Source organism: Pectobacterium carotovorum, assembly GCF_033898505.1.
Taxonomy (GTDB): Bacteria; Pseudomonadota; Gammaproteobacteria; order Enterobacterales; family Enterobacteriaceae; genus Pectobacterium; species Pectobacterium carotovorum_J.
On the sequence record NZ_JAXAFK010000001.1, the window covers coordinates 702,973 to 721,953 of the forward strand.

At 54.9% G+C, this 18,981-nt stretch carries 15 protein-coding genes; 7 read left to right on the top strand and 8 right to left on the bottom strand.

Translation table 11 applies throughout. From position 1 onward, the window contains the following. Nucleotides 1–40 precede the first annotated feature (40 nt). The 6 genes from R9X49_RS03030 (at nucleotide 41) to iolB (ending at nucleotide 7,597) form a co-directional block, all read left to right on the top strand. On the top strand, nucleotides 41–1,588 hold the full coding sequence (locus R9X49_RS03030) for a sugar ABC transporter ATP-binding protein (RefSeq protein WP_319847158.1): 1,548 nt from the start codon (nucleotides 41–43) through the stop codon (nucleotides 1,586–1,588). Nucleotides 1,589–1,600: 12 nt separating this feature from the next. Further along, the gene (locus R9X49_RS03035; RefSeq protein WP_319847159.1) at nucleotides 1,601–2,632 is read left to right on the top strand and encodes an ABC transporter permease; all 1,032 of its coding nucleotides are present in this window, start codon (nucleotides 1,601–1,603) and stop codon (nucleotides 2,630–2,632) included. A 40-nt stretch (nucleotides 2,633–2,672) separates the two neighbouring features. Continuing rightward, entirely contained in the window at nucleotides 2,673–3,806 is a 1,134-nt protein-coding gene (locus tag R9X49_RS03040) for a Gfo/Idh/MocA family oxidoreductase (RefSeq protein ID WP_319847160.1), read from the top strand. Between the two features lie 41 nt (nucleotides 3,807–3,847). Beyond that, nucleotides 3,848–5,752 carry a bifunctional 5-dehydro-2-deoxygluconokinase/5-dehydro-2-deoxyphosphogluconate aldolase gene (locus R9X49_RS03045; protein ID WP_319847161.1) on the top strand — a complete coding sequence of 635 codons (1,905 nt, stop codon included), beginning with the start codon at nucleotides 3,848–3,850 and terminating at the stop codon, nucleotides 5,750–5,752. A gap of 34 nt (nucleotides 5,753–5,786) precedes the next feature. Further along, nucleotides 5,787–6,677 (top strand): myo-inosose-2 dehydratase, encoded by an 891-nt coding sequence (gene iolE, locus R9X49_RS03050; protein ID WP_319847162.1) that lies wholly within the window; start codon nucleotides 5,787–5,789, stop codon nucleotides 6,675–6,677. Between the two features lie 83 nt (nucleotides 6,678–6,760). After that, a complete protein-coding gene (gene iolB / locus R9X49_RS03055) occupies nucleotides 6,761–7,597 on the top strand; it encodes a 5-deoxy-glucuronate isomerase (protein WP_319847163.1) in 837 nt (278 codons plus the stop codon). Between the two features lie 83 nt (nucleotides 7,598–7,680). Here iolB and R9X49_RS03060 read toward each other — a convergent pair whose 3' ends face one another. The 6 genes from R9X49_RS03060 to R9X49_RS03085 all read right to left on the bottom strand — a co-directional run bounded on the left by R9X49_RS03060 (nucleotide 7,681) and on the right by R9X49_RS03085 (nucleotide 15,583). Further along, nucleotides 7,681–8,355, bottom strand: coding sequence for an ABC transporter ATP-binding protein (locus tag R9X49_RS03060; protein ID WP_319847164.1), 675 nt, complete (start codon nucleotides 8,353–8,355; stop codon nucleotides 7,681–7,683). A gap of 21 nt (nucleotides 8,356–8,376) precedes the next feature. Next, complete coding sequence (locus tag R9X49_RS03065; RefSeq protein WP_319847165.1) at nucleotides 8,377–10,074, bottom strand: iron ABC transporter permease; 1,698 nt, start codon at nucleotides 10,072–10,074, stop codon at nucleotides 8,377–8,379. Next, the gene (locus tag R9X49_RS03070; RefSeq protein ID WP_319847166.1) at nucleotides 10,058–11,107 is read right to left on the bottom strand and encodes a Fe(3+) ABC transporter substrate-binding protein; all 1,050 of its coding nucleotides are present in this window, start codon (nucleotides 11,105–11,107) and stop codon (nucleotides 10,058–10,060) included. The genes R9X49_RS03065 and R9X49_RS03070 overlap by 17 nt, the downstream gene beginning before the upstream one ends. 233 nt (nucleotides 11,108–11,340) lie before the next feature. Further along, nucleotides 11,341–12,180 carry a PRD domain-containing protein gene (locus tag R9X49_RS03075; protein ID WP_319847167.1) on the bottom strand — a complete coding sequence of 280 codons (840 nt, stop codon included), beginning with the start codon at nucleotides 12,178–12,180 and terminating at the stop codon, nucleotides 11,341–11,343. A gap of 68 nt (nucleotides 12,181–12,248) precedes the next feature. After that, nucleotides 12,249–13,712 (bottom strand): glycoside hydrolase family 1 protein, encoded by a 1,464-nt coding sequence (locus R9X49_RS03080; RefSeq protein ID WP_319847168.1) that lies wholly within the window; start codon nucleotides 13,710–13,712, stop codon nucleotides 12,249–12,251. Continuing rightward, complete coding sequence (locus tag R9X49_RS03085; RefSeq protein WP_319847169.1) at nucleotides 13,712–15,583, bottom strand: beta-glucoside-specific PTS transporter subunit IIABC; 1,872 nt, start codon at nucleotides 15,581–15,583, stop codon at nucleotides 13,712–13,714. Before R9X49_RS03085 ends, R9X49_RS03080 begins: the two co-directional genes overlap by 1 nt. A 566-nt stretch (nucleotides 15,584–16,149) precedes the next feature. Here R9X49_RS03085 and R9X49_RS03090 point away from each other — a divergent pair. Further along, a complete protein-coding gene (locus R9X49_RS03090) occupies nucleotides 16,150–17,214 on the top strand; it encodes a sensor domain-containing diguanylate cyclase (protein WP_319847170.1) in 1,065 nt (354 codons plus the stop codon). Nucleotides 17,215–17,243: 29 nt separating this feature from the next. Here R9X49_RS03090 and R9X49_RS03095 read toward each other — a convergent pair whose 3' ends face one another. Together R9X49_RS03095 and R9X49_RS03100 are read right to left on the bottom strand one after the other, a co-directional pair. Next, nucleotides 17,244–18,050, bottom strand: a complete 807-nt coding sequence (locus R9X49_RS03095) for a hypothetical protein (RefSeq protein WP_319847172.1) — start codon at nucleotides 18,048–18,050, stop codon at nucleotides 17,244–17,246. Between the two features lie 108 nt (nucleotides 18,051–18,158). Continuing rightward, on the bottom strand, nucleotides 18,159–18,611 hold the full coding sequence (locus R9X49_RS03100) for a hypothetical protein (RefSeq protein WP_039473903.1): 453 nt from the start codon (nucleotides 18,609–18,611) through the stop codon (nucleotides 18,159–18,161). Nucleotides 18,612–18,981 lie beyond the last annotated feature (370 nt).

Below are 18,981 nucleotides of genomic sequence, written 5' to 3' on the forward strand. Positions count from 1 at the left end.
GCAGGCCGCGTCCGCGCGGCCTTGCGGGAGGAAGGTAAACATGACGGAACCCCTACTGAACATTACCAATCTGGCAAAGAGCTTCTCCGGCGTTTGGGCGTTGAGCAACGCGCAACTGACCGTACAGCCGGGAGAGATTCATGCGCTATTGGGAGAAAACGGCGCGGGTAAATCGACGCTATTAAAAGCGCTGGCCGGGGCGCAACCGCAAACCAGCGGCGACATCTGGTTTGGCGGCGAGAAGTTGTTACCGCTCGAATCGCCGGTTGAGCGTCAAAAGCGGGGGATTATCACCATTTATCAGGAATTTAATCTGCTGCCCAATATGAGCGTAGCGGAGAACATGTTCCTGGGGCGCGAGCCGCAGCGCAGCGGCGTGTTCGTGGATGCGCTGGCGGTAAACCGCGAGGCGAAAGCGGTACTGGACTACCTGAAACTGAACATTGCGCCGACAACGCAGGTGGCGCGTTTGAGCGTGGCGCAGCAGCAAATGGTGGAAATCGCCAGAGCGCTGACGCTGAACGCCAAGCTGATTGTGATGGATGAACCGTCGGCGGCGCTGAGCGACAGCGAAGTCGATAGCCTGCACCGCGTGGTGCGTGAGCTTAAAGGGCGTGGCGTGAGCGTGGTGTATGTCACGCACCGACTGCATGAAGTCTTCCAATTGTGCGATCGGTTTACCGTGTTTCAGGACGGCCGCTACACCGGTTCCGGCGACGTCGCCAGCACGAATGTGCAGGAGATTATTCGCCTGATGGTTGGCCGTGACGTGGTATTTAACCGTCGCCCGCCTTCAGAAACGCATCATCAGGATAAGCCGGTACGGCTGGCAGTGAAGGGCTTAAGCCGGGAAAAACCGCCGTTGGATGCGCACGGCATTGCGCTAAAAGACATCAATTTCCAGGTGCATGCGGGCGAAGTGCTCGGTATTGCCGGGCTGGTAGGCGCGGGACGTACGGAAATCGCACGCTGCCTGTTTGGCGCCGATGCGTTCTCTACCGGTGAGTTTGTACTGGATGACGCCCCTTACCATCCGTCTACGCCGCTGCATGCGTTGTCGCAAGGTATCGCGCTGGTGCCGGAAGACCGTAAGAAAGAAGGCGCGGTGCTGGGGTTATCGATCAGGGAAAACATTTCGCTTTCCAACCTCTCGTCGCTCATGCGCTGGCGCTGGTTTGTGAACACCCGCAAGGAAGACGATCTCATTGACGCCTACCGTCAGGCGCTGCACATCAAGATGGTGAACAGCGAGCAGGAGGTACGCAAGCTGTCGGGCGGCAACCAGCAAAAGGTGATTCTTGCTCGCTGTATGGCGTTGAATCCCAAAGTATTGATTGTGGATGAGCCCACGCGCGGCATCGATGTCGGCACCAAGTCCGAAGTGCATCAGGTGCTGTTCGATATGGCGAAACGGGGCGTCGCCGTGATTGTGATTTCCTCTGATCTGCCGGAAATCATGGCAATTTCCGACCGCATTATCACGCTCAGTGAAGGGCGGATTAGCGGGGAAATTCATGGCGATGACGCCACAGAAGAAAAACTGATGACGATGATGGCCATTTGCCACGACGCATTACACGCAGCATAACGGAGGTGACGCATGTCCCAGCAGCCGCTTTCTAAGAGCATTACGCCGTCCAATACGCGTGGACGTTTTGACCCGATTGCCTTTTTTGAACGCTTTGGCGTATTTATTTTCATGATTTTGCTGCTGATTTTCTTTCAGTCGCAGAACAGCAACTTTCTGTCTGAACGCAACATCACCAACATTCTGACCGAAGTCTCCATCTACGGCATCATGGCCGTAGGGATGACGTTCGTCATTCTGACTGCCGGTATCGACCTGTCCGTTGGCTCGATTCTGGCGGTGTGTGCCATCACCGCCGCCTCGGTCATTAAAGGAGACAACTTCACCACCGTCGATCCCGATGCCTGGTACGGCTTGAGCTGGCTGGTTGCGTTGGGCGTCTGTCTGGCGATGGGCACCTTCATCGGTTTCCTGCATGGGTTGGGTGTCACCAAACTGCGTCTGCCGCCGTTCATTGTCACGCTGGGCGGGATGACGATCTGGCGTGGGTTAACGCTGGTGATGAACGACGGCGCACCGATTGCCGGCTTTGACCCCGGCTATCGCTGGTGGGGGCGAGGAGAGATTCTCGGTATTTCGGTGCCGATCTGGATCTTCGCGCTGGTCGCCTTGCTGGGCTATCTGGCGCTGCATAAGACCCGCTGGGGCCGCTTCGTGTACGCCATCGGCGGCAACACTGAAGCCGCGCGTCTGGCTGGGGTGAACGTGCAGCGTGTACTGGTCAGCGTCTACGTCGTGATTGGCTGTCTGGCCGGGCTGGCGGGCTTTATTCTCAGCGCGCGTCTCGGCAGTGCGGAAGCGGTCGCGGGGATCACCTTCGAGCTGCGCGTCATCGCCTCGGTGGTCATCGGCGGCACCTCGCTGATGGGCGGCTACGGCCGGATCAGCGGCACCATTATCGGCTCGATCATCATGGGGATCCTGATTAACGGACTGGTGTTGATGAACGTATCGGCTTACTACCAACAGATTATCACCGGGTTAATTATCGTGCTGGCCGTGGCGTTCGACACGTATGCCAAGAGCCGTCGCGGCGCGATCTGAGCCGCACCCGTACCGATTCTTTTTTTGCACCGAGGTGGATATGAAGGATGTACGCATTGGGTTAATCGGCACCGGCTATATCGGCCGTGCACATGCCATCGCCTACGCGCAGGCGCCGACGGTCTTCCTGCTGAAAGGCAACCTGGTGAAGGCAATGCTGGCAGAAGTATCGCCGGAGCTGGCAGCCCGACGGGCGCAGGAGTTTGGCTTCTTGCGCTCAACAGGGGACTGGCGTGCGCTGGTGGCGGACCCGGACATTGACGTGGTGGATATCTGCGCGCCGAACTTTCTGCATAAGACGATGGCGATGGCGGCCATCCAGCACGGTAAGCACGTTTATTCGGAAAAGCCGCTGGCGCTGAGCGCGCGTGATGCCCGAGAAATGGTCGATGCCGCACAGCGGGCAGGCGTGAAAACGCTGGTGGGTTTCAACTACATGAAGAACCCGACCTCGCAGTTGGCCAAAGAGATTATCGCCAGCGGCGAGATTGGCGAGGTGGTGCATTTTTACGGTACGCACAACGAGGATTATCTGGCCGATCCGAACAAACCCGCGGATTGGCACTGTTTCAAAGAAACCGCCGGGCTGGGGGCGCTGGGGGATCTGGCGGCGCATATTGTCAACATGGCGCAGTATCTGGTGGGGGATATCGCCAGCGTCTGCGGCGATCTGCAAACGGTGATTGCGCAGCGCCCGACAGCATCGGGCAGCAGCGAAGTAGTCCAGGTGGAGAATGAAGATCAGGCGCATGCGATGGTGCGTTTCGCCAGCGGCGCTCGCGGCGTGATTGAAACCTCGCGCATCGCCTGCGGTCGCAAAATGGGGCTGACCTACGTGGTGACCGGTACAAAAGGCACGCTGAGTTACACGCAGGAGCGCATGGCGGAGCTGAAACTCTATCGGCATGACGAACCGGAGAACCGGCAGGGATTCAAAACGCTGCTGACTGGGCCGCAACATCCTGACTATGCGGCCTTCTGCGCCAGCGCCGGACATGGCATTGGATTTAACGATCAGAAAACGGTTGAGGTACGCGATCTGATCGACGGTATTGCGGCTGACGTCCCCATGTGGCCGGACTTTGAAGAAGGCTGGAAAGTCTCGCGAGTTCTGGATGCGATCGTGCTGTCACACGAAACGGCACGCTGGGTGAATGTGGACGACGTGGGCTAATTACGATTTTTTTACGCGACTTTTTTACAGGATTGGCTGCTATGAGTAAGGAAAAGACGTTTGATGTGATTTGCATGGGGCGCGTTGCTGTCGATCTGTACGGGCAGCAAATCGGCGCGCGTCTGGAAGATATGGGTAGCTTTGCCAAGTATCTGGGCGGGTCGTCCGGCAATGTGGCTTACGGCACGGCGCGACAGGGGCTGCGTTCTTCTATGCTGGCGCGGGTGGGCGACGAGCATATGGGACGCTTCCTGCGTGAAGAGCTGAATCAGGTCGGCTGCGACACCAGCCATTTGATTACCGATAAGGAACGTCTGACGGCGTTGGTGCTGTTGGGCATCAAAGATCGCGATACCTTTCCACTGATTTTCTACCGCGATAACTGTGCCGATATGGCAATTTCGCCGGAGGATTTCACCGAAGACTACATCGCCTCATCACGCTGTCTGGCGATCACCGGCACGCATCTCTCGCACCCTAACACGCGTGAAGCGGTGCTGACGGCGCTGCAATACGCGCGGCGCAACGGCGTGAAAACGGCGTTGGATATTGATTATCGTCCGGTGCTGTGGGGGCTGACGTCGCTGGGCGATGGCGAAACCCGTTTTGTTGAAGCGCAGGCGGTCACGGAGCAGTTGCAGCAGGTGCTGTCGCTGTTCGACGTGATTGTCGGCACCGAAGAGGAGTTCCACATTGCGGGCGGCAGCACGGATACCTTGCAGGCGCTACGTACGGTGCGACAGCACACACAGGCGGAGCTGGTATGCAAACGCGGGGCGCTGGGCTGCTCAGTGTTTAGTGATGCCATCCCCGATCATCTGGATAAAGGCATCACGATCAAAGGTGTACGCGTGGATGTGCTGAACGTACTGGGCGCGGGCGATGCGTTTATGTCCGGTCTGCTGCGGGGCTACCTCAACGGCGAAGGCTGGGAGAAAGCCTGTGCGTACGCCAATGCTTGCGGCGCGCTGGTGGTGTCGCGCCACGGCTGTGCGCCAGCGATGCCAAGCAAGATCGAACTGGATAACTATTTAGCCCGCGCGGCAAGCGTGCCGCGTCCCGATTTGGACGAAGAACTTAATCACCTGCACCGCGTTACGACACGTCGTAAACAGTGGCATGAGCTGTGCGTGATCGCATTCGATCATCGCAGCCAACTGGAAGACATGGCGCTGAATTGTGGCTCAGAAATCAGCCGTATTCCGGCGCTGAAGAAACTGATTCTGCGTGCCAGCTATGATGCGGCGCAGCAGGCAGGACTGGAGGGCAAAGCGGGTCTGCTGTGTGACGGCACGTTCGGGCAGGATGCGCTGAATGACATCACCGGAAAAGGCTGGTGGATTGGCCGGCCGATTGAGCTGCCGGGATCGCGCCCGCTAATGATGGAGCACGGCAATATCGGTTCACAGCTGGTGAGCTGGCCGCTGGAGCACGTGGTGAAATGTCTGGTGTTCTTCCACCCGGAAGACGCTCACGCGCTGCGGCGCGAGCAGGAAATGAAGGTGATGGAGGTCTATCAGTCCTGCCGCCAGTCCGGTCATGAACTGCTGCTCGAAGTCATTCTGCCGGTGGGGATGCCGCACAGCGATGCGCTTTATCTGCGTGCGATTCAACGATTCTACAACCTCGGTGTGCGGCCAGACTGGTGGAAACTGCCGCCGCTGTCCTCCGAAGGCTGGGCGCAGCTTACGCCGCTGCTGGCAGAGCGCGATCCCTACTGTCGGGGCGTGGTCATTCTGGGGCTGGATGCGCCGCTGGAAACGCTGCAACAGGGGTTCAGCGCCGCCGTCGGTTTCCCGATTGTGAAAGGCTTTGCCGTCGGTCGCACTCTGTTTGCCCAGCCAGCGCAAAAGTGGCTGCGTAACGAGATCGATGACGCCGAATTGATTGAGCAAGTTAAGCATAACTACCTGCAACTGATCGCCGTCTGGCGGCAGCGCGGTTAACCCATTTCTATATGATCGAATAAAGGGACATAACATGACTGTTCAACTTGGTATTAATCCACTCACCTGGACCAATGACGATTTGCCTTCTCTGGGCGCGGAAACGCCGCTGGAAACCTGCCTGAGTGAAGGCCGGCAGGCAGGCTTCGCCGGTTTTGAATTAGGTAATAAATTCCCACGTCAGGCCAGCGTGCTGGGGCCTATTCTGCAAGCGCACGATCTGCGCTTAGTCTCCGGCTGGTATTCCGGCGAACTGCTCACCCGTTCAGTAGAAGAAGAGATTGAGGCGGTGCAAGGGCATCTGGCGTTGCTGCGTGACCTCGGCGCGACGGTGCTGGTGTTTGCCGAAGTGACGGGCGCGATTCACGGCGACCAACAGAAACCGGTCCATCTGCGCCCGCGTTTCCCGGAAGAGCGCTGGCCGGAATACGGCAAAAAGCTGACCGAGTTTGCGCGCTACACGCAAAGTCAGGGTGTGCAGATTGCCTATCATCACCATATGGGGACGGTGATTGAAAGCGCGCAGGACGTGGATAATCTGATGGAACATACCGGGCCGGAAGTGGGGCTGTTACTGGATACGGGTCACCTGACGTTTGCCGGTGCCGACCCGGTGGCGGTGGCGAAGCGCTGGATTAACCGCATCAATCACGTTCACTGCAAAGATATTCGCGCCGATGTGCTGAAAGACGTGAAAAACCGTAAGACCAGCTTTCTGGATGCGGTACTGAGCGGTGTATTTACCGTGCCGGGTGATGGTTGCGTCGACTATCCGGCGGTATTTAGTATCCTGAAAGCCCATCACTACAGCGGGTGGCTGGTGGTCGAAGCGGAGCAGGATCCGGCTGTCGCGCATCCGCTGACGTATGCGACGCTGGGCTACAATAATTTGCAGCGTTTCGCTCAACAGGCGGAATTGATCTGATTTGTGGCGATATTCCCTGAGTATTCACGCTGCCGGCTAACCAACAGGCAGCGTGAAATTGGGGTAGATATGGAGGCAAAAAGATGTCCCGACTCTTATCACGCCATCGTGCCCCTGACGAACAGGGCCGTACGCAGCACATCACGCCGGAAACGGCGGGCTGGCGATACGTGGGGTTCGATGTATATCAACTGGCACCAGAACAGGTGCTCTCGTTACCTGCCAGCGATAACGAACATTGTCTGGTGCTGGTGAGCGGCAAAGCGACGGTGGTCACGCCGGGCGAGCGCTTCGAGCAAATTGGCGACAGAATGAGCCCGTTTGAGCGCAGAAAGCCTTATGCGGTTTATGTCACGGCGGGAGAGGCGGTGACGGTCACGGCGCACACGGCGCTGGAACTGGCGGTTTGTGCCGCACCGGGATTCGGCACACATCCGACCCGGCTGATCGCCCCGCAGGATATCGACGCCGAGCAGCGTGGCGTCGGTAATAACCAGCGCTATGTGCATAATATTTTGCCGGAGAACAAAGCTGCCGACAGCCTGCTGGTAGTCGAAGTGTACACCGATGAAGGCTGTACCAGCTCTTATCCTAGCCACAAGCACGATGTCGATAATCCGCCGCAGGAAACCTATCTGGAAGAAACCTACTATCATCGTTTGAATCCAGGGCAGGGGTTCTGCCTGCAACGTGTCTATACCGATGACCGTTCATTAGATGAATGCATGGCGGTATACGATAAAGACGTGGTGCAGGTGCCACGTGGCTACCACCCGGTCGCCACCATCGCAGGCTATGACAGCTATTATCTGAATGTGATGGCAGGCCCGACGCGCCAGTGGCGTTTCACCTGGGAAGCAGATCACCAGTGGATCAACAGCCCCGACTATGCGGATAAACACCGACAGGGCAAAGTGTAGTCGCGTTCGTTGTTTGTGATAAGTAAAAGCAGGAAGCTCTGTGTATGCTTCCTGCTTTTACGATAATGTATCCGTCATTAGCGTCATTCCCGCCATTGCAGTTTACCTTCTTTCAAATAGCCAATATGGCTGGCCATTAGCTCGGCTTCCTGTTCACTGTGTGTGACCAGAAGCGCGGTTTGTCCGGCGTCGCGCAGGATGTCGCGCACTTCTTGCCCCAGTCGTTTGCGGCTGTCGGGGTCGAGGCTGGATAGCGGTTCGTCGAGCAGCAGCACGGCTGGCTGCGGGGCCAATGCCCGCGCAAGCGCGATACGCTGCTGTTGCCCGCCGGACATCTCATGCGGGTAGCGCTGTGCCAGCGAGGCAAGATCGACCAGTTCAAGCATGGCGCGGACGCGTGATTGCTGTAGGTCTTTCGACTGTTTTCTCAGGCCAAAGGCGATATTCTGCTCGGCGGTAAGGTGGGGAAACAGCGCGTAGTCCTGAAACACCATTCCGACGTTGCGCTGTTCCGGCGGCAGATGCACGTCTGGGCCAGCCACGCAGTGTCCGCCGACGTGAATCGTTCCCTGAGTCAGGTGCTCAAAACCTGCAATCGCGCGTAAAGCCGTGGTTTTACCGCATCCTGATGCACCCAGCAGGCAGGCCAGTTCACCGGCGGCAACCTGCATGGAAAAACCGTTCAGCACGTGATGAAAATTATGCTTGTGCCCGTAGGCGACGTGGACATTATTCAGAACGAGTGTAGCCTCAGACACCTTGACTCTTCCTCATGATTTTCATTGTTTCTCCACTGGCGTTTTTAACTGACTGCGTGCCAGCAGTACGACGGGAAGCGTGCCGGCCATGACAATCAGCAGTGCGGCAATCGCGCCTTCTTCATAGGTGCCTCTGGCGGCTTCGGCATAGAGAACGGTCGCCAGCGTTTCGAAATTGACCGGCCGCAGCAGTAGCGTGGCGGGGAGTTCTTTCATCGCGTCGGCAAACACCAGCAGCGCACTGGTCACCAGCGCCGGGCGCAGCAGGGGAAGGTGTACGCGGAAAAACGTGACGAATTCACTCTCGCCCAGCAGTCGCGACGCCTGCTCCATCACGGGAGGAATGCGTGTCAGCCCGGCATCAAGTGCACCAATGCCAATCGCCATAAAGCGAATAGCGCAGCAGATCACCAGCAGGATACCGGCGGAAAGCAGCGGCAATCCCTTATAGCCAATCAATCCAGCGAGGAAATTATCCGTCGCCATGCCGGGCGTCAGCAGGCCAATCGCCAGTACCGTACCGGGCACGGCATAGCCCAGCGAGGCGATTCTGAGTAGGGTGCGGCGACGTTCCGGTGAGCGGTCGGTGATGGCAGAATGACGGGCATACCACGCAATAATCAGGCTAACGAACGTCACGACTAGCGTGACGCCAACGGCCAGCAGGAGCGAGTTCTGTAGCGACTGTATCAGCCCGGCGGAGATCGTCACGCTATCGCCCAGCCGTTTGGCGCTTTCCCAGGCCAGAAAGAGGGCCGGGGCGATGAAGCCGAGCAGGATCGGTAATGCGGTCACGCAGGTTGCCAGCCAGGCGCGAACCCCTTTCAACGGCGCGGGCATGATGCCGCGCATTTGTCGGCTGGTGCCATAGCGCTGGTTTTTCCGGCCGTAATATTCCAGCGTCAGTAGCAGGATGACCACCGTCAGCATGGTGCAGGCAATTTGTGCCGCCGCAGGCAAATCCGAACGGGTGACCCAGGTGGTGTAAACCGTCACGGTCAGCGTATTCACCCCAAGGAACTCGGAGGCACCAATATCATTCAGCGTTTCCAGCAAGGCCAGACTGGTGCCAACGGCCAGCGCAGGGCGCGCCATCGGCAGGGCAACATGCAAAAAGGTCCCCGTTGCGCTTAAGCCCAGCGTACGAGCGGCTTCCAGCAAGTGTGCCGGCTGGCTGATAAACATCGCGCGCATGGTCAGATAAACGTACGGATAGAGCACCAGCCCGAGTAGCAGAATCGCGCCCGTCATGGAACGCAGGTCCGGCAGGCGGAACTGACGCGGGCTGTCGTAGCCCAGCACACTGCGAATCGCTTCCTGAATTGGTCCTATAGGATGCAGCAGATCGAGCCAGGCAAACGCGACGATGTAGGTTGGCATCGCCAGCGGCAACAGCAGCGCCCAGCTAACAAACTGCCTGCCGGGGAAATCAAACGCGGTCACCAACCAGGCACAGCCTGCGCCAATCACCATGACCAGCACGCCGACGCCGAGAAGGAGGATCAGCGTATTGAGCGCGGCATCGGGCAGCACGTAGCGCATCAGGTGATCCCAATGGCCGACGCCCGCGCCAGCGGCTAGCCAAAGCAGGGATACCAGCGGGGCCAGTACGCCGAGTGCAATGATAACAGCAGCGATGCGAAGCGGAGAAAAAAAGAGACGCGGTCGCCCGAAGGCGCCGCGCATGGTTGACGAACCGGTCTTATTGATCGAATCCAACTTTATCTACCAACTGACTGGCCTGTTTACGGAATTTAACGATGTCGGTCAGCGGAATGCTATCGACATCCACTTCGCCGATTGTGCTGCCAATGGTGGAATCCAGCGTGACGCCTTTGCGAACCGGATACTCATAGTTTGCCTGTGCGTAGAGCTGCTGAGCCGGCGCGGAAACCAGATATTCCATCAATTTCACCGCCTGATCTTTATGCGGTGCATGGCGGGCAACGGCTGCGCCAGTGATATTGACGTGCGTACCGCCGTTTTCAAATTTAGGCTGAACCACCTTGATGGCATCGCCCCATTTACGGGCGTCGGTGCCTTCTTTGGCATTCTTCATGTGGCCGACATAATAAGAGTTCGCCAGACCCACATCGCAGATGCCGCCGAGGATATCGCGCGCGACGTCGCGGTCACCACCGGTGGCTTTACGCGCCAGATTGTCTTTCACGCCGCGCAGCCAGGTTTCCGTCTTGGCTTCGCCGTGGTGCGCAATCATTGCGGCAACCAGCGCGGTATTGTAAGGGTGTTGACCTGCACGGATACACACTTTGCCTTTCCATTTCGGATCGGCCAGATTTTCGTAAGTAATGCCGGTCAGCGGCAGGGATTTTTCCGCATAGAGCACGCGCGAGCGCATCGACAGGCCGAACCACTGGTTGTCTTTATCGCGCAGCGCCGCAGGAATGACGTCGGTTAGCGTGCTGGACTGAATCGGCTGTGTGACACCGGCTTCTACCAGATCGATCAGGTTACCGGCATCAACGGTCATCAGCAGGTCAGCCGGTGAGTTCTGGCCTTCCGCCTTCACACGTTCCAGCATGCCGTCCTTGATGAACACGGTATTGACTTTAACCGACGTCTCTTTGGTGAACGCATCCAGCAGCGGCTGAATCAGGCCGGGCTCACGCGTGGTATAGAGGGTCAGAGAGTCATCTGCTGCGGCAGCAGGCAGGGCATAGGCAACCATCAGCGATGAAGCCAGCGTCAGCAGGCGCGCTTTTTTGCGCAGAACAGACAGCGTTTTTGACATGTTATTATCTTCTCCAGAGTGAATGTGGGGCTAAATTAATAAAATAAGGAGATATTTTCTGCAGGTGACAAAAACTATATATGATAATCACTCTTGTTTTCAATCTCATTAATCTACGCGATCTGCGATCGTGATGAGGGTCAACATACGGACTCATCGAGACGGTCTGTTGCCTTATTGGTCTGCGAGCGGGTAAAAACAGCGCCGGGTGATTATCTGCTGTGAGGCGAGTGCTATGGCGTCTGGCTTTCGGCCAGCCTGCTGATATGCATGGTCAGCCAGGTGAGCTCTTCTTTTGGCAAGGCCATCTGGTATTTTTCCTGCACGTAATCTCTGATAGCCCAGGATATTGCCATCGCTTCAGGGTAGTGTTTCAGCAGTTCCTGATAGAAATCGTCCGTGCGCCCCAGCGCGATTTTGCGGGCAATCACCCGTTCGGAGAAATACCGTAGATGGGTGATAAAACGGAGATAATCGACGGCGTTGACGTCAATATTCTTGTTTAATTTGTAGCGGACAATTTCCGCCAGACGGTTCACCAACTGAACCTGCTGATGGGCATCGGCGATTTCGGCGCTGCCGGCGGCATTAATGAGGTGAAACGCGATGTTGATGGCCTCGTCATCAGGCAGCGTGACGTTAAAACGCGCCGACACGCGATCTTTTGCCTGCACGCCGATGGCGTACTCTTTTTGGTAATAGCGTTTGACTTCCCAACTGAGCTTATTGATGAAATGGTTGCCCGTTTTGCTACGTTCAACCGCGAAATAGAGATGTTCCGCCAGCGTAAAGAACAGCACCGAATTCAGCTTTTCGGCGTACTGACCTTGCGCCAGCGTGACAATCTCATGGGTGATGTCAAAAAAAGCCGCAGGAATGGTGTCGGTCAATGAAAGAAAATGCCGTGATTTCAGGTTTTCCAGCGGAATGAAAACCTGCTCAACGTGTGTCACATCAATCAATGAACCGGGTCTGGCACCAAACCCGATGCCTTTACCCAACAGGATCATCTCCTGCTGCTCATGATCGACTAACAGCATGCTGTTATTTAACGCTTTTTTCACTTTAATCATGCTGGTTTCCTAATCACGGTGACTTCCCGATCGCGACAAATCTCTGCAACGGCACATATGGCTGCCTGTCAGGTGAGGTCGGCGCCATTCGTCGCAATGACTTTCTGATACCAGTAGAACGAATCCTTTTTCAGGCGCGCCAGAGAGCCGTGGCCTTCGTCATCCTGGTCGACATAGATAAAGCCATAGCGTTTGGACATTTGCGACGTGCCCGCGCTGATGATGTCAATTGTTCCCCAACTGGTGAACCCCATCAGTTCAACGCCTTCGCCAATCGCTTCACGCATTTGCTCGAAATGTGAACGGAAGTAGTCAACGCGGTAAGGATCGTGGATTTTACCGTTCTCGACAACGTCTTTCGCACCCAGACCATTTTCGACAATAAACAGCGGCTTCTGGTAGCGGTCGTAAAGCTCCAGCAGGGAGATTTTCAGCCCGATAGGGTCGATCTGCCATCCCCAGTCCGAAGCAGGCAGGTACGGGTTTTTCACGCCCAGAACGGTATTCCCCGGGATTCTCTCGGCGTCCGGCTGTGTGGATTCGGTGAGCGACATGTAATAGCTGAACGACACAAAATCAACGGTGTACTGCTTGAGAATAGCCAAATCGTCGGGCTGCATGGTGATGTGGATACCACGTCGTTCAAGGTCGCGCTTAATGAGCGGCGGATATTCACCGAACACCTGCACATCGGCATAAAAGTAGTTTTCGAGATTCTTTTTCAGCGCGGCTTCGACATCTTCCGGGCGGCAGGAGTGCGGGTAAGTCGTCAGCTTGGTCAGCATGCAACCGACCTGGCTGCCTGGGATTTTTTCATGGCAGTCGCGGGTGACGAGGGCAGAAGCAACAAACTGGTGGTGCAGCCCCTGATAAATATCTTGTTTAGCCTGCCCCGGCGCGCTTTTCTCTTCGCGAATACCCGCGGTGGTGAATGGGTGGCGATGGATACTGTCGATCTCGTTAAAGGTCAGCCAGTAGCGCACCAGATCCTTATAGCGATCGAAGCAAACATTGCTAAAGCGTACGAAGGCATCCAGCACGTTGCGGTGCACCCAACCATTGTATTTTTCACTCAGCGCCAGCGGCATTTCGTAGTGTGAAAGCGTCACCAGTGGTTCGATGCCGTGCTTGCGCATCTCGCGGAACAGATCGTCGTAAAACTGTAAGCCTGCTTCATTCGGCTCACGGTCTTCTCCAGTTGGAAAGATGCGTGACCAGGCAATGGAGACGCGCAGCACTTTAAAGCCCATTTCTGCAAACAGTGCCAAATCGCCTTGGTAGCGGTGATAGAAATCGATGCCGCGCCGTTTGGGGTAGAACGCATCGTTTTTGCCGTTGAGTGCATCAGCGATGTTTTCGTCCGTCAGCGCCATGTGGGCATGGTAATTCTTCAAATCGAGATTCGGTTTCCAGGTAATGGCGTCCGCGACCGACGGCCCCTTGCCGTCTTCATTCCATGCGCCTTCGGCCTGATTGGCGGCAATCGCGCCGCCCCATAAAAAGTGTTCCGGGAATGCGATGTTTTTATCCATTACACAGACTCCTTTAAGGTCATGATGATGGTGTGGGGATGGATGACGACGTCAGTGGCTTCCGGTATCACGCGAAAGCGCTCGCTGTTGGTGATAACCATCATGACGACGGGATCGTAACCCGCAGCGATGAGGCTATCGAGGTCAAATTCAACAAGGACATCGCCGGTATTAACCCGTTGACCGGCCGTGACCTTTGGCTGAAAGCCCTGACCATTGAGTTTGATGGTATCGATACCGATATGGAAAATCAGTTCGGCACCGCTGTCGGTGAGCATGCTGACGGCATGACCCGTTTCAAACACGTTCTCAATCGTGCCGTTCGCCGGAGCATAGAGCACGCCTTTCTCAGGGATGATGGCAATGCCGTCACCCATAATGCGTTTGGAGAAGATTTCATCGTTTACGCTTTCCAGCGGGATCACTTTTCCTTCAATCGGGCTAGCGAACTGGCATTCAGCGATAGCGTGATGGGCTTCTTCTGCTTCTACCTCAGCGGCGGGTTTTTCTTCCCGCCAGAGGAACAGCGCGGAGAGAAAGGCGATGGCAAAAGAGAGCGCCGCACCGGCAATGGCATAGACGATGTTCCAGCTATTTTCCGGCGAAACAAACATGGAGATACTGGCCAGGCCGGGGCCAACCAGCGCAAAGGCTTCGATCGCCATCCAGCCGATAAACGCGCCGCCGACCAGGCTACCCGCGATCACGCTGTAGAGCGCCTTTTTATTCAGCAGCGTAATCCCGTACAGCGCGGGTTCGGTGATACCAAACAGGGCGGAAATACCGGCGGAAAGCGCCGTCGATTTTAGCGTTTTGTCTTTGCTCTTGAGCGCTATCGCCATACAGGCACCCGATTCGGCGATGTTGTGTGCGAGCGACGCGGGCAGGTAAAGCATCTCCTTACCAAACTGACTCATGGAGGAAACGGCATAAGGCAGCATCGGTTTATGCATCCCCGACGCCACCATGAAGGGCAGCGCAGCGGCGAGTAATCCCGTCGCCACAAAGCCCAGTTTGCTGTACAGCCAGAGGATCACGCTAGCCAGCCCCGCACCGAGTTCATAACCCAACGGGCCAAGAACCAGCAGCGTGACAGGAACGGTGACCAGCAGCGAGAGCATCGGTGACAGAAAAATACGCAGGGCGCTCGGCGAGTAGCGGTTGAAGAGCTTTTCGGTTTGCGCATAGAAAATGACGCACAGAATTGCCGGGAAAACCTGCGAGGCATAAGCGACGTTTTTCAGGTCGAGTGAGAGAAACTCCGCGCCTTCCGCCAGCTGTTTAGACATGGCAGGCAACACCATGACAGAGACGGCGGAAACGGCGACCAGCACATTGACTTTCAGCTTCATTGCGGTGGTGATTCCCACCAGAATCGGCAGGAAATAGAGCGGGGCGGAACCGATGTTATCCAGCACCTTGTAGGTTGAACTGTCTTTGGTGAGCCAGCCGAGCAGGTCCAGCAGCAATAGCAGCGACTTGAGCACGCCGCCGCCGGCAATGGCAGGAACCAGCGGCTGAAAAACGCTGATGATAAAATCGATGACAAAAGCCGTGCGGTTGGTTTTTGCTGGCGCGGCGCGGCCTGTTTCTTTGCGGCCTGCGGCGAGGTTCTGCACCGCTTCGTACACCTGCATCACTTCGCTGCCGATGATCACCTGACACTGTACGTTGACCCGAACGCCCAGCACGCCTGGTACTTTTTCCAGCTCGCGCTGGTTCACCTGACTATTGTCGTAAAGGCTTAGCCGTAACCGCGTAGAGCAGTGCTCAATGTGCTCAATGTTGTTAATCCCACCGACTAATGTGATGATTTTTTCCGCGGTGGTGGCATAGGCTGTCGCGTTATTATCTTCTGCTGTGTGGCTCATACGACGGTTCCCCTGATCCAGAAACGAAAAAAGACCTGAAGCTCCTCCCATGATGTTGAGTGGGAGAGCTTCAGGTCTTGCCTAGAAAACTAGTTACACGCCTGTGCTGCTGTTGTAAGTCCTCGCACGCGGGAAAGTCAAACAGATCGTGCCGCCTTGATGGGTAAGTGTGATGGCAATGGCAGAATGGAAGGCTTAGCCTGACTAGGTCGATGCATTTCAGGCATGTTGAATAAAACATGGCGCTTTTTAGCCGATTATATACTCCAAATAATTCGAGTTTCAGGAAGGCGGCAAGGGAAGGAATCCCGATGAGCTTACTCAGGTAAGTGATTCGGGTGAGTGAGCGTAGCCAACGCACCTGCAACTTGAAGTATTACGGGTATAAACAGCATAGCGAGGTAGACTCGCAGAGTGCAAATGGGCAGGTGAAAGGCGAAAAACGCGTATGATTTCTATAGTATGAAGAGATCGTCTGTTTGCACCAATGATAGGTTGATGTACGCCACATATTAGTTAATTTATTGTTTTTTATTTAAAAATATGCACCGTTGGGATCTATTGCTATGACTGATAATTTGCTTTCTCACCTCTCGAACGCATTACGTTCAGAGGATTCCTTCGAGGGGCTCGTTCGCCAGTTATTGGTCATGCTGGAGCTGGTCACCGATCTGGAATCGACTTACCTGACGCAGGTTGACACCGAAGCAGGCTTTCAAAATATCCTGTTTGCTCACAACACGAAAACGCTCAATATTCCTGAAGGTGTCTCGGTTCCGTGGCATGACACGCTGTGCAAACGTGCGTTGGACGAAGGGCAAAGTTACACGCCTAATGTGGCCGAATGTTGGGGGGATTCGCAGGCAGCGAAAGCGCTGGGTATTATGACCTATGCCAGTACGCCGGTACGGATGGAAGACGGGCAGTTGTATGGCACTCTCTGTGCCGCGAGCTCCGACCATAAGCCGCTGACGACCAAAGGTGAACAAATCCTGAGCTTATTCGCACAGCTTATTGCTCAGCAGGTGCAGAAAGAGTGGCTGGTGCAGCAGTTAACGGCCGCAAACGCCGCGTTACATGAATATTCTTATACCGATTCACTGACCGGATTGCTTAACCGTCGAGGGGTGTTTTACTCGCTGGAAGCGTTGTTTTCTCAGGCAAAAAATGACCACCAGCAGGCGCTCATTGTGTTCATTGACCTCGATGGCTTTAAGAAAATTAACGATCAGTTCGGACATGAAGCCGGTGATATCTTCTTGCAAGACGTTGGTCGACGTTTGCTCATGTGGGGCAACCCAGGTGATGTTGTCGGGCGTCTCGGTGGTGATGAATTTGTTTTTGCCCGCATGGTAAACATTGCGCCGGGAGAGAATGAGCGTGTGATCGCTTCCTTCAGGGATGACATTACGCCTTTGTTACAGGGGAACTATTCTCTCGGTAAGGCCAGTTCGCTCGATACGGTCAGTATTGAATATTTGGGCGCAAGCATAGGGATCGTCACGGCAGATCCTTCCGTCGAGGAGCCCGATGGCGTGACTCGCCGGGCTGATGCTGCAATGTACGCCAATAAAATCACGCGAAAAAAAGATCAAACCCGCGCTTTTGAGGTCATCACAGCACAATCGTAAATGCCTATGCAGAGGTAATCATCTGCTCATCAGGCATCTTTGGTTGCATCCAGAGTGAGCTTGCCATCTTCTAAGTGAAGTTTGGTGGGGGAAAGGAGTTCAAACAGGCGGTTGAACGGATCGGCGTCTTTGCCTGATTCCCCAGTCATAAAGTTGAAGTCCATTTCTATCAGGTACTTCAGACGTGGTACATAGCCTTCCGGTGCCTGCGCTTGTTCGATTAATGGCAGACTCTCATGGTGATCTAACACCATTTTGAAAAATTCGGTTTGTTTAAACTCGCCGCGACTCCACTCCAGTTTGCTTTGCGCCATGGCCATCGTGCGCCACACTTGCTCCTGGTCATAAGCCTCGCTCCAGGCCGCACGCCGCTCATTCACCGTAAAGGTTCCGCTATCGTCATAGGTAATCAGCGCCAGCTGTTCACGAGACAGGCCTTTGAAGGGATTACTTCCTTGACCATTGGCATACGCTGTCGCTTGTTTCGCTCTGGCTAATCGCTCGGGGTCATCACTATCGGGGACTTCCGCATCGTGCGCTTTCTTACTACTGACATAGCCCATGCCGACCAGTTCATCATCCACGCTTCTGGCTCTGGTCGCCAATGTACTGCGGTCGCTTTTAGCATCTCTGGCTTCGGCCCTGACGGCGGCATCGCTGAGCTGTTTTGCCAGCGTTGTAATGCCGCTATTCTTTTTATTTGAATAACCATCAGACGCTGTAGACGCGAACTGTGTGCCCTCGGATACGTTTTCCTGCTTTTTTATCGAGCGACTGTCATTGGTGGACTGCGCATCTGCCACCGTACTTTTTGAAAGGCCATTGAAGTTAATCATTCGTTCTTCTCACTCGTTGTGATTCAGGGATAAGTAACGACTCATGCTGCTTATCCCTATTCATAAAAAATGCCTGAGCGGTTGCTCAGCTATTTTTCAGTACGGGTGTTATCTCATGGTAATTTCTACATCTGAGTCGTGAGTATTGACGTTGGCATAAGTCACTCTCAGGTCACAGCGTGCGCCGTTGCTAGGTGTTGTGCTCTTAGTCCATTGGGGAATTTTATTTCCCAGCACATATTTCACAGTATACGTCATATCAAACTGGCAAACTTTGGCTCCAACTTTGTAACGAACATGCATTGAACCAACGTCACTGATTGGATTGGAGATCGTATATTTGTCTGAATCCCCAGACTTGACGCTTTCTTTTGGCGTCGGTGAAGCGTTCGCCTGCGAGAAAACTTCTGCTGTTGTCGTCGGAGAAAAAACAGCGGCAGGGGCTGAAGATGCACCAAGATTCTTAAAGGTGACATTGAATTTCGGGCCCGCATTAGCAGCAGCTGATGCAAAAAGGGCTGTCATGAACAGTGAGGACAACAGAATATTGCTTGATTTCATTTGAAAAAACTCCATGTATTTTCATCTGCGACTACAGTCTTTTTATTCTTTCTATCCTGCTACGTGGAATACGACGCTGTGTGCTGTAGCCATAAACGCAGGCAGACCACGTGATTTGATAATAAATCGGCATTATATAAAAAATGTTTAAGTATTTATGGTTATTTTAATAACGCTTTATAGACTTTGAACGTATATTTTCTTCTCGTCCTTAATTTACTCACGCTAATAATAATCATGATAACTATTAAGTTACATGTTCTGCTCATCCAGAATGGGATGGTTGTGTTAGACGAACCGCTATAGACAGATTTCATTTACTGAATGAGATAATCAGCTAATACCCATGTGGCTATGCTTTCCTGATTAG

What these genes read in the sequence shown, in the direction of transcription:
- R9X49_RS03030 (WP_319847158.1), top strand. Translation starts at nt 41, where the DNA reads ATGACGGAACCCCTACTGAACATTACCAATCTGGCAAAGAGCTTCTCC.
- R9X49_RS03035 (WP_319847159.1), top strand. Translation starts at nt 1,601, where the DNA reads ATGTCCCAGCAGCCGCTTTCTAAGAGCATTACGCCGTCCAATACGCGT.
- R9X49_RS03040 (WP_319847160.1), top strand. Translation starts at nt 2,673, where the DNA reads ATGAAGGATGTACGCATTGGGTTAATCGGCACCGGCTATATCGGCCGT.
- R9X49_RS03045 (WP_319847161.1), top strand. Translation starts at nt 3,848, where the DNA reads ATGAGTAAGGAAAAGACGTTTGATGTGATTTGCATGGGGCGCGTTGCT.
- iolE (WP_319847162.1), top strand. Translation starts at nt 5,787, where the DNA reads ATGACTGTTCAACTTGGTATTAATCCACTCACCTGGACCAATGACGAT.
- iolB (WP_319847163.1), top strand. Translation starts at nt 6,761, where the DNA reads ATGTCCCGACTCTTATCACGCCATCGTGCCCCTGACGAACAGGGCCGT.
- R9X49_RS03070 (WP_319847166.1), bottom strand. Translation starts at nt 11,107, where the DNA reads ATGTCAAAAACGCTGTCTGTTCTGCGCAAAAAAGCGCGCCTGCTGACG.
- R9X49_RS03075 (WP_319847167.1), bottom strand. Translation starts at nt 12,180, where the DNA reads ATGATTAAAGTGAAAAAAGCGTTAAATAACAGCATGCTGTTAGTCGAT.
- R9X49_RS03080 (WP_319847168.1), bottom strand. Translation starts at nt 13,712, where the DNA reads ATGGATAAAAACATCGCATTCCCGGAACACTTTTTATGGGGCGGCGCG.
- R9X49_RS03085 (WP_319847169.1), bottom strand. Translation starts at nt 15,583, where the DNA reads ATGAGCCACACAGCAGAAGATAATAACGCGACAGCCTATGCCACCACC.
- R9X49_RS03090 (WP_319847170.1), top strand. Translation starts at nt 16,150, where the DNA reads ATGACTGATAATTTGCTTTCTCACCTCTCGAACGCATTACGTTCAGAG.
- R9X49_RS03095 (WP_319847172.1), bottom strand. Translation starts at nt 18,050, where the DNA reads ATGATTAACTTCAATGGCCTTTCAAAAAGTACGGTGGCAGATGCGCAG.
- R9X49_RS03100 (WP_039473903.1), bottom strand. Translation starts at nt 18,611, where the DNA reads ATGAAATCAAGCAATATTCTGTTGTCCTCACTGTTCATGACAGCCCTT.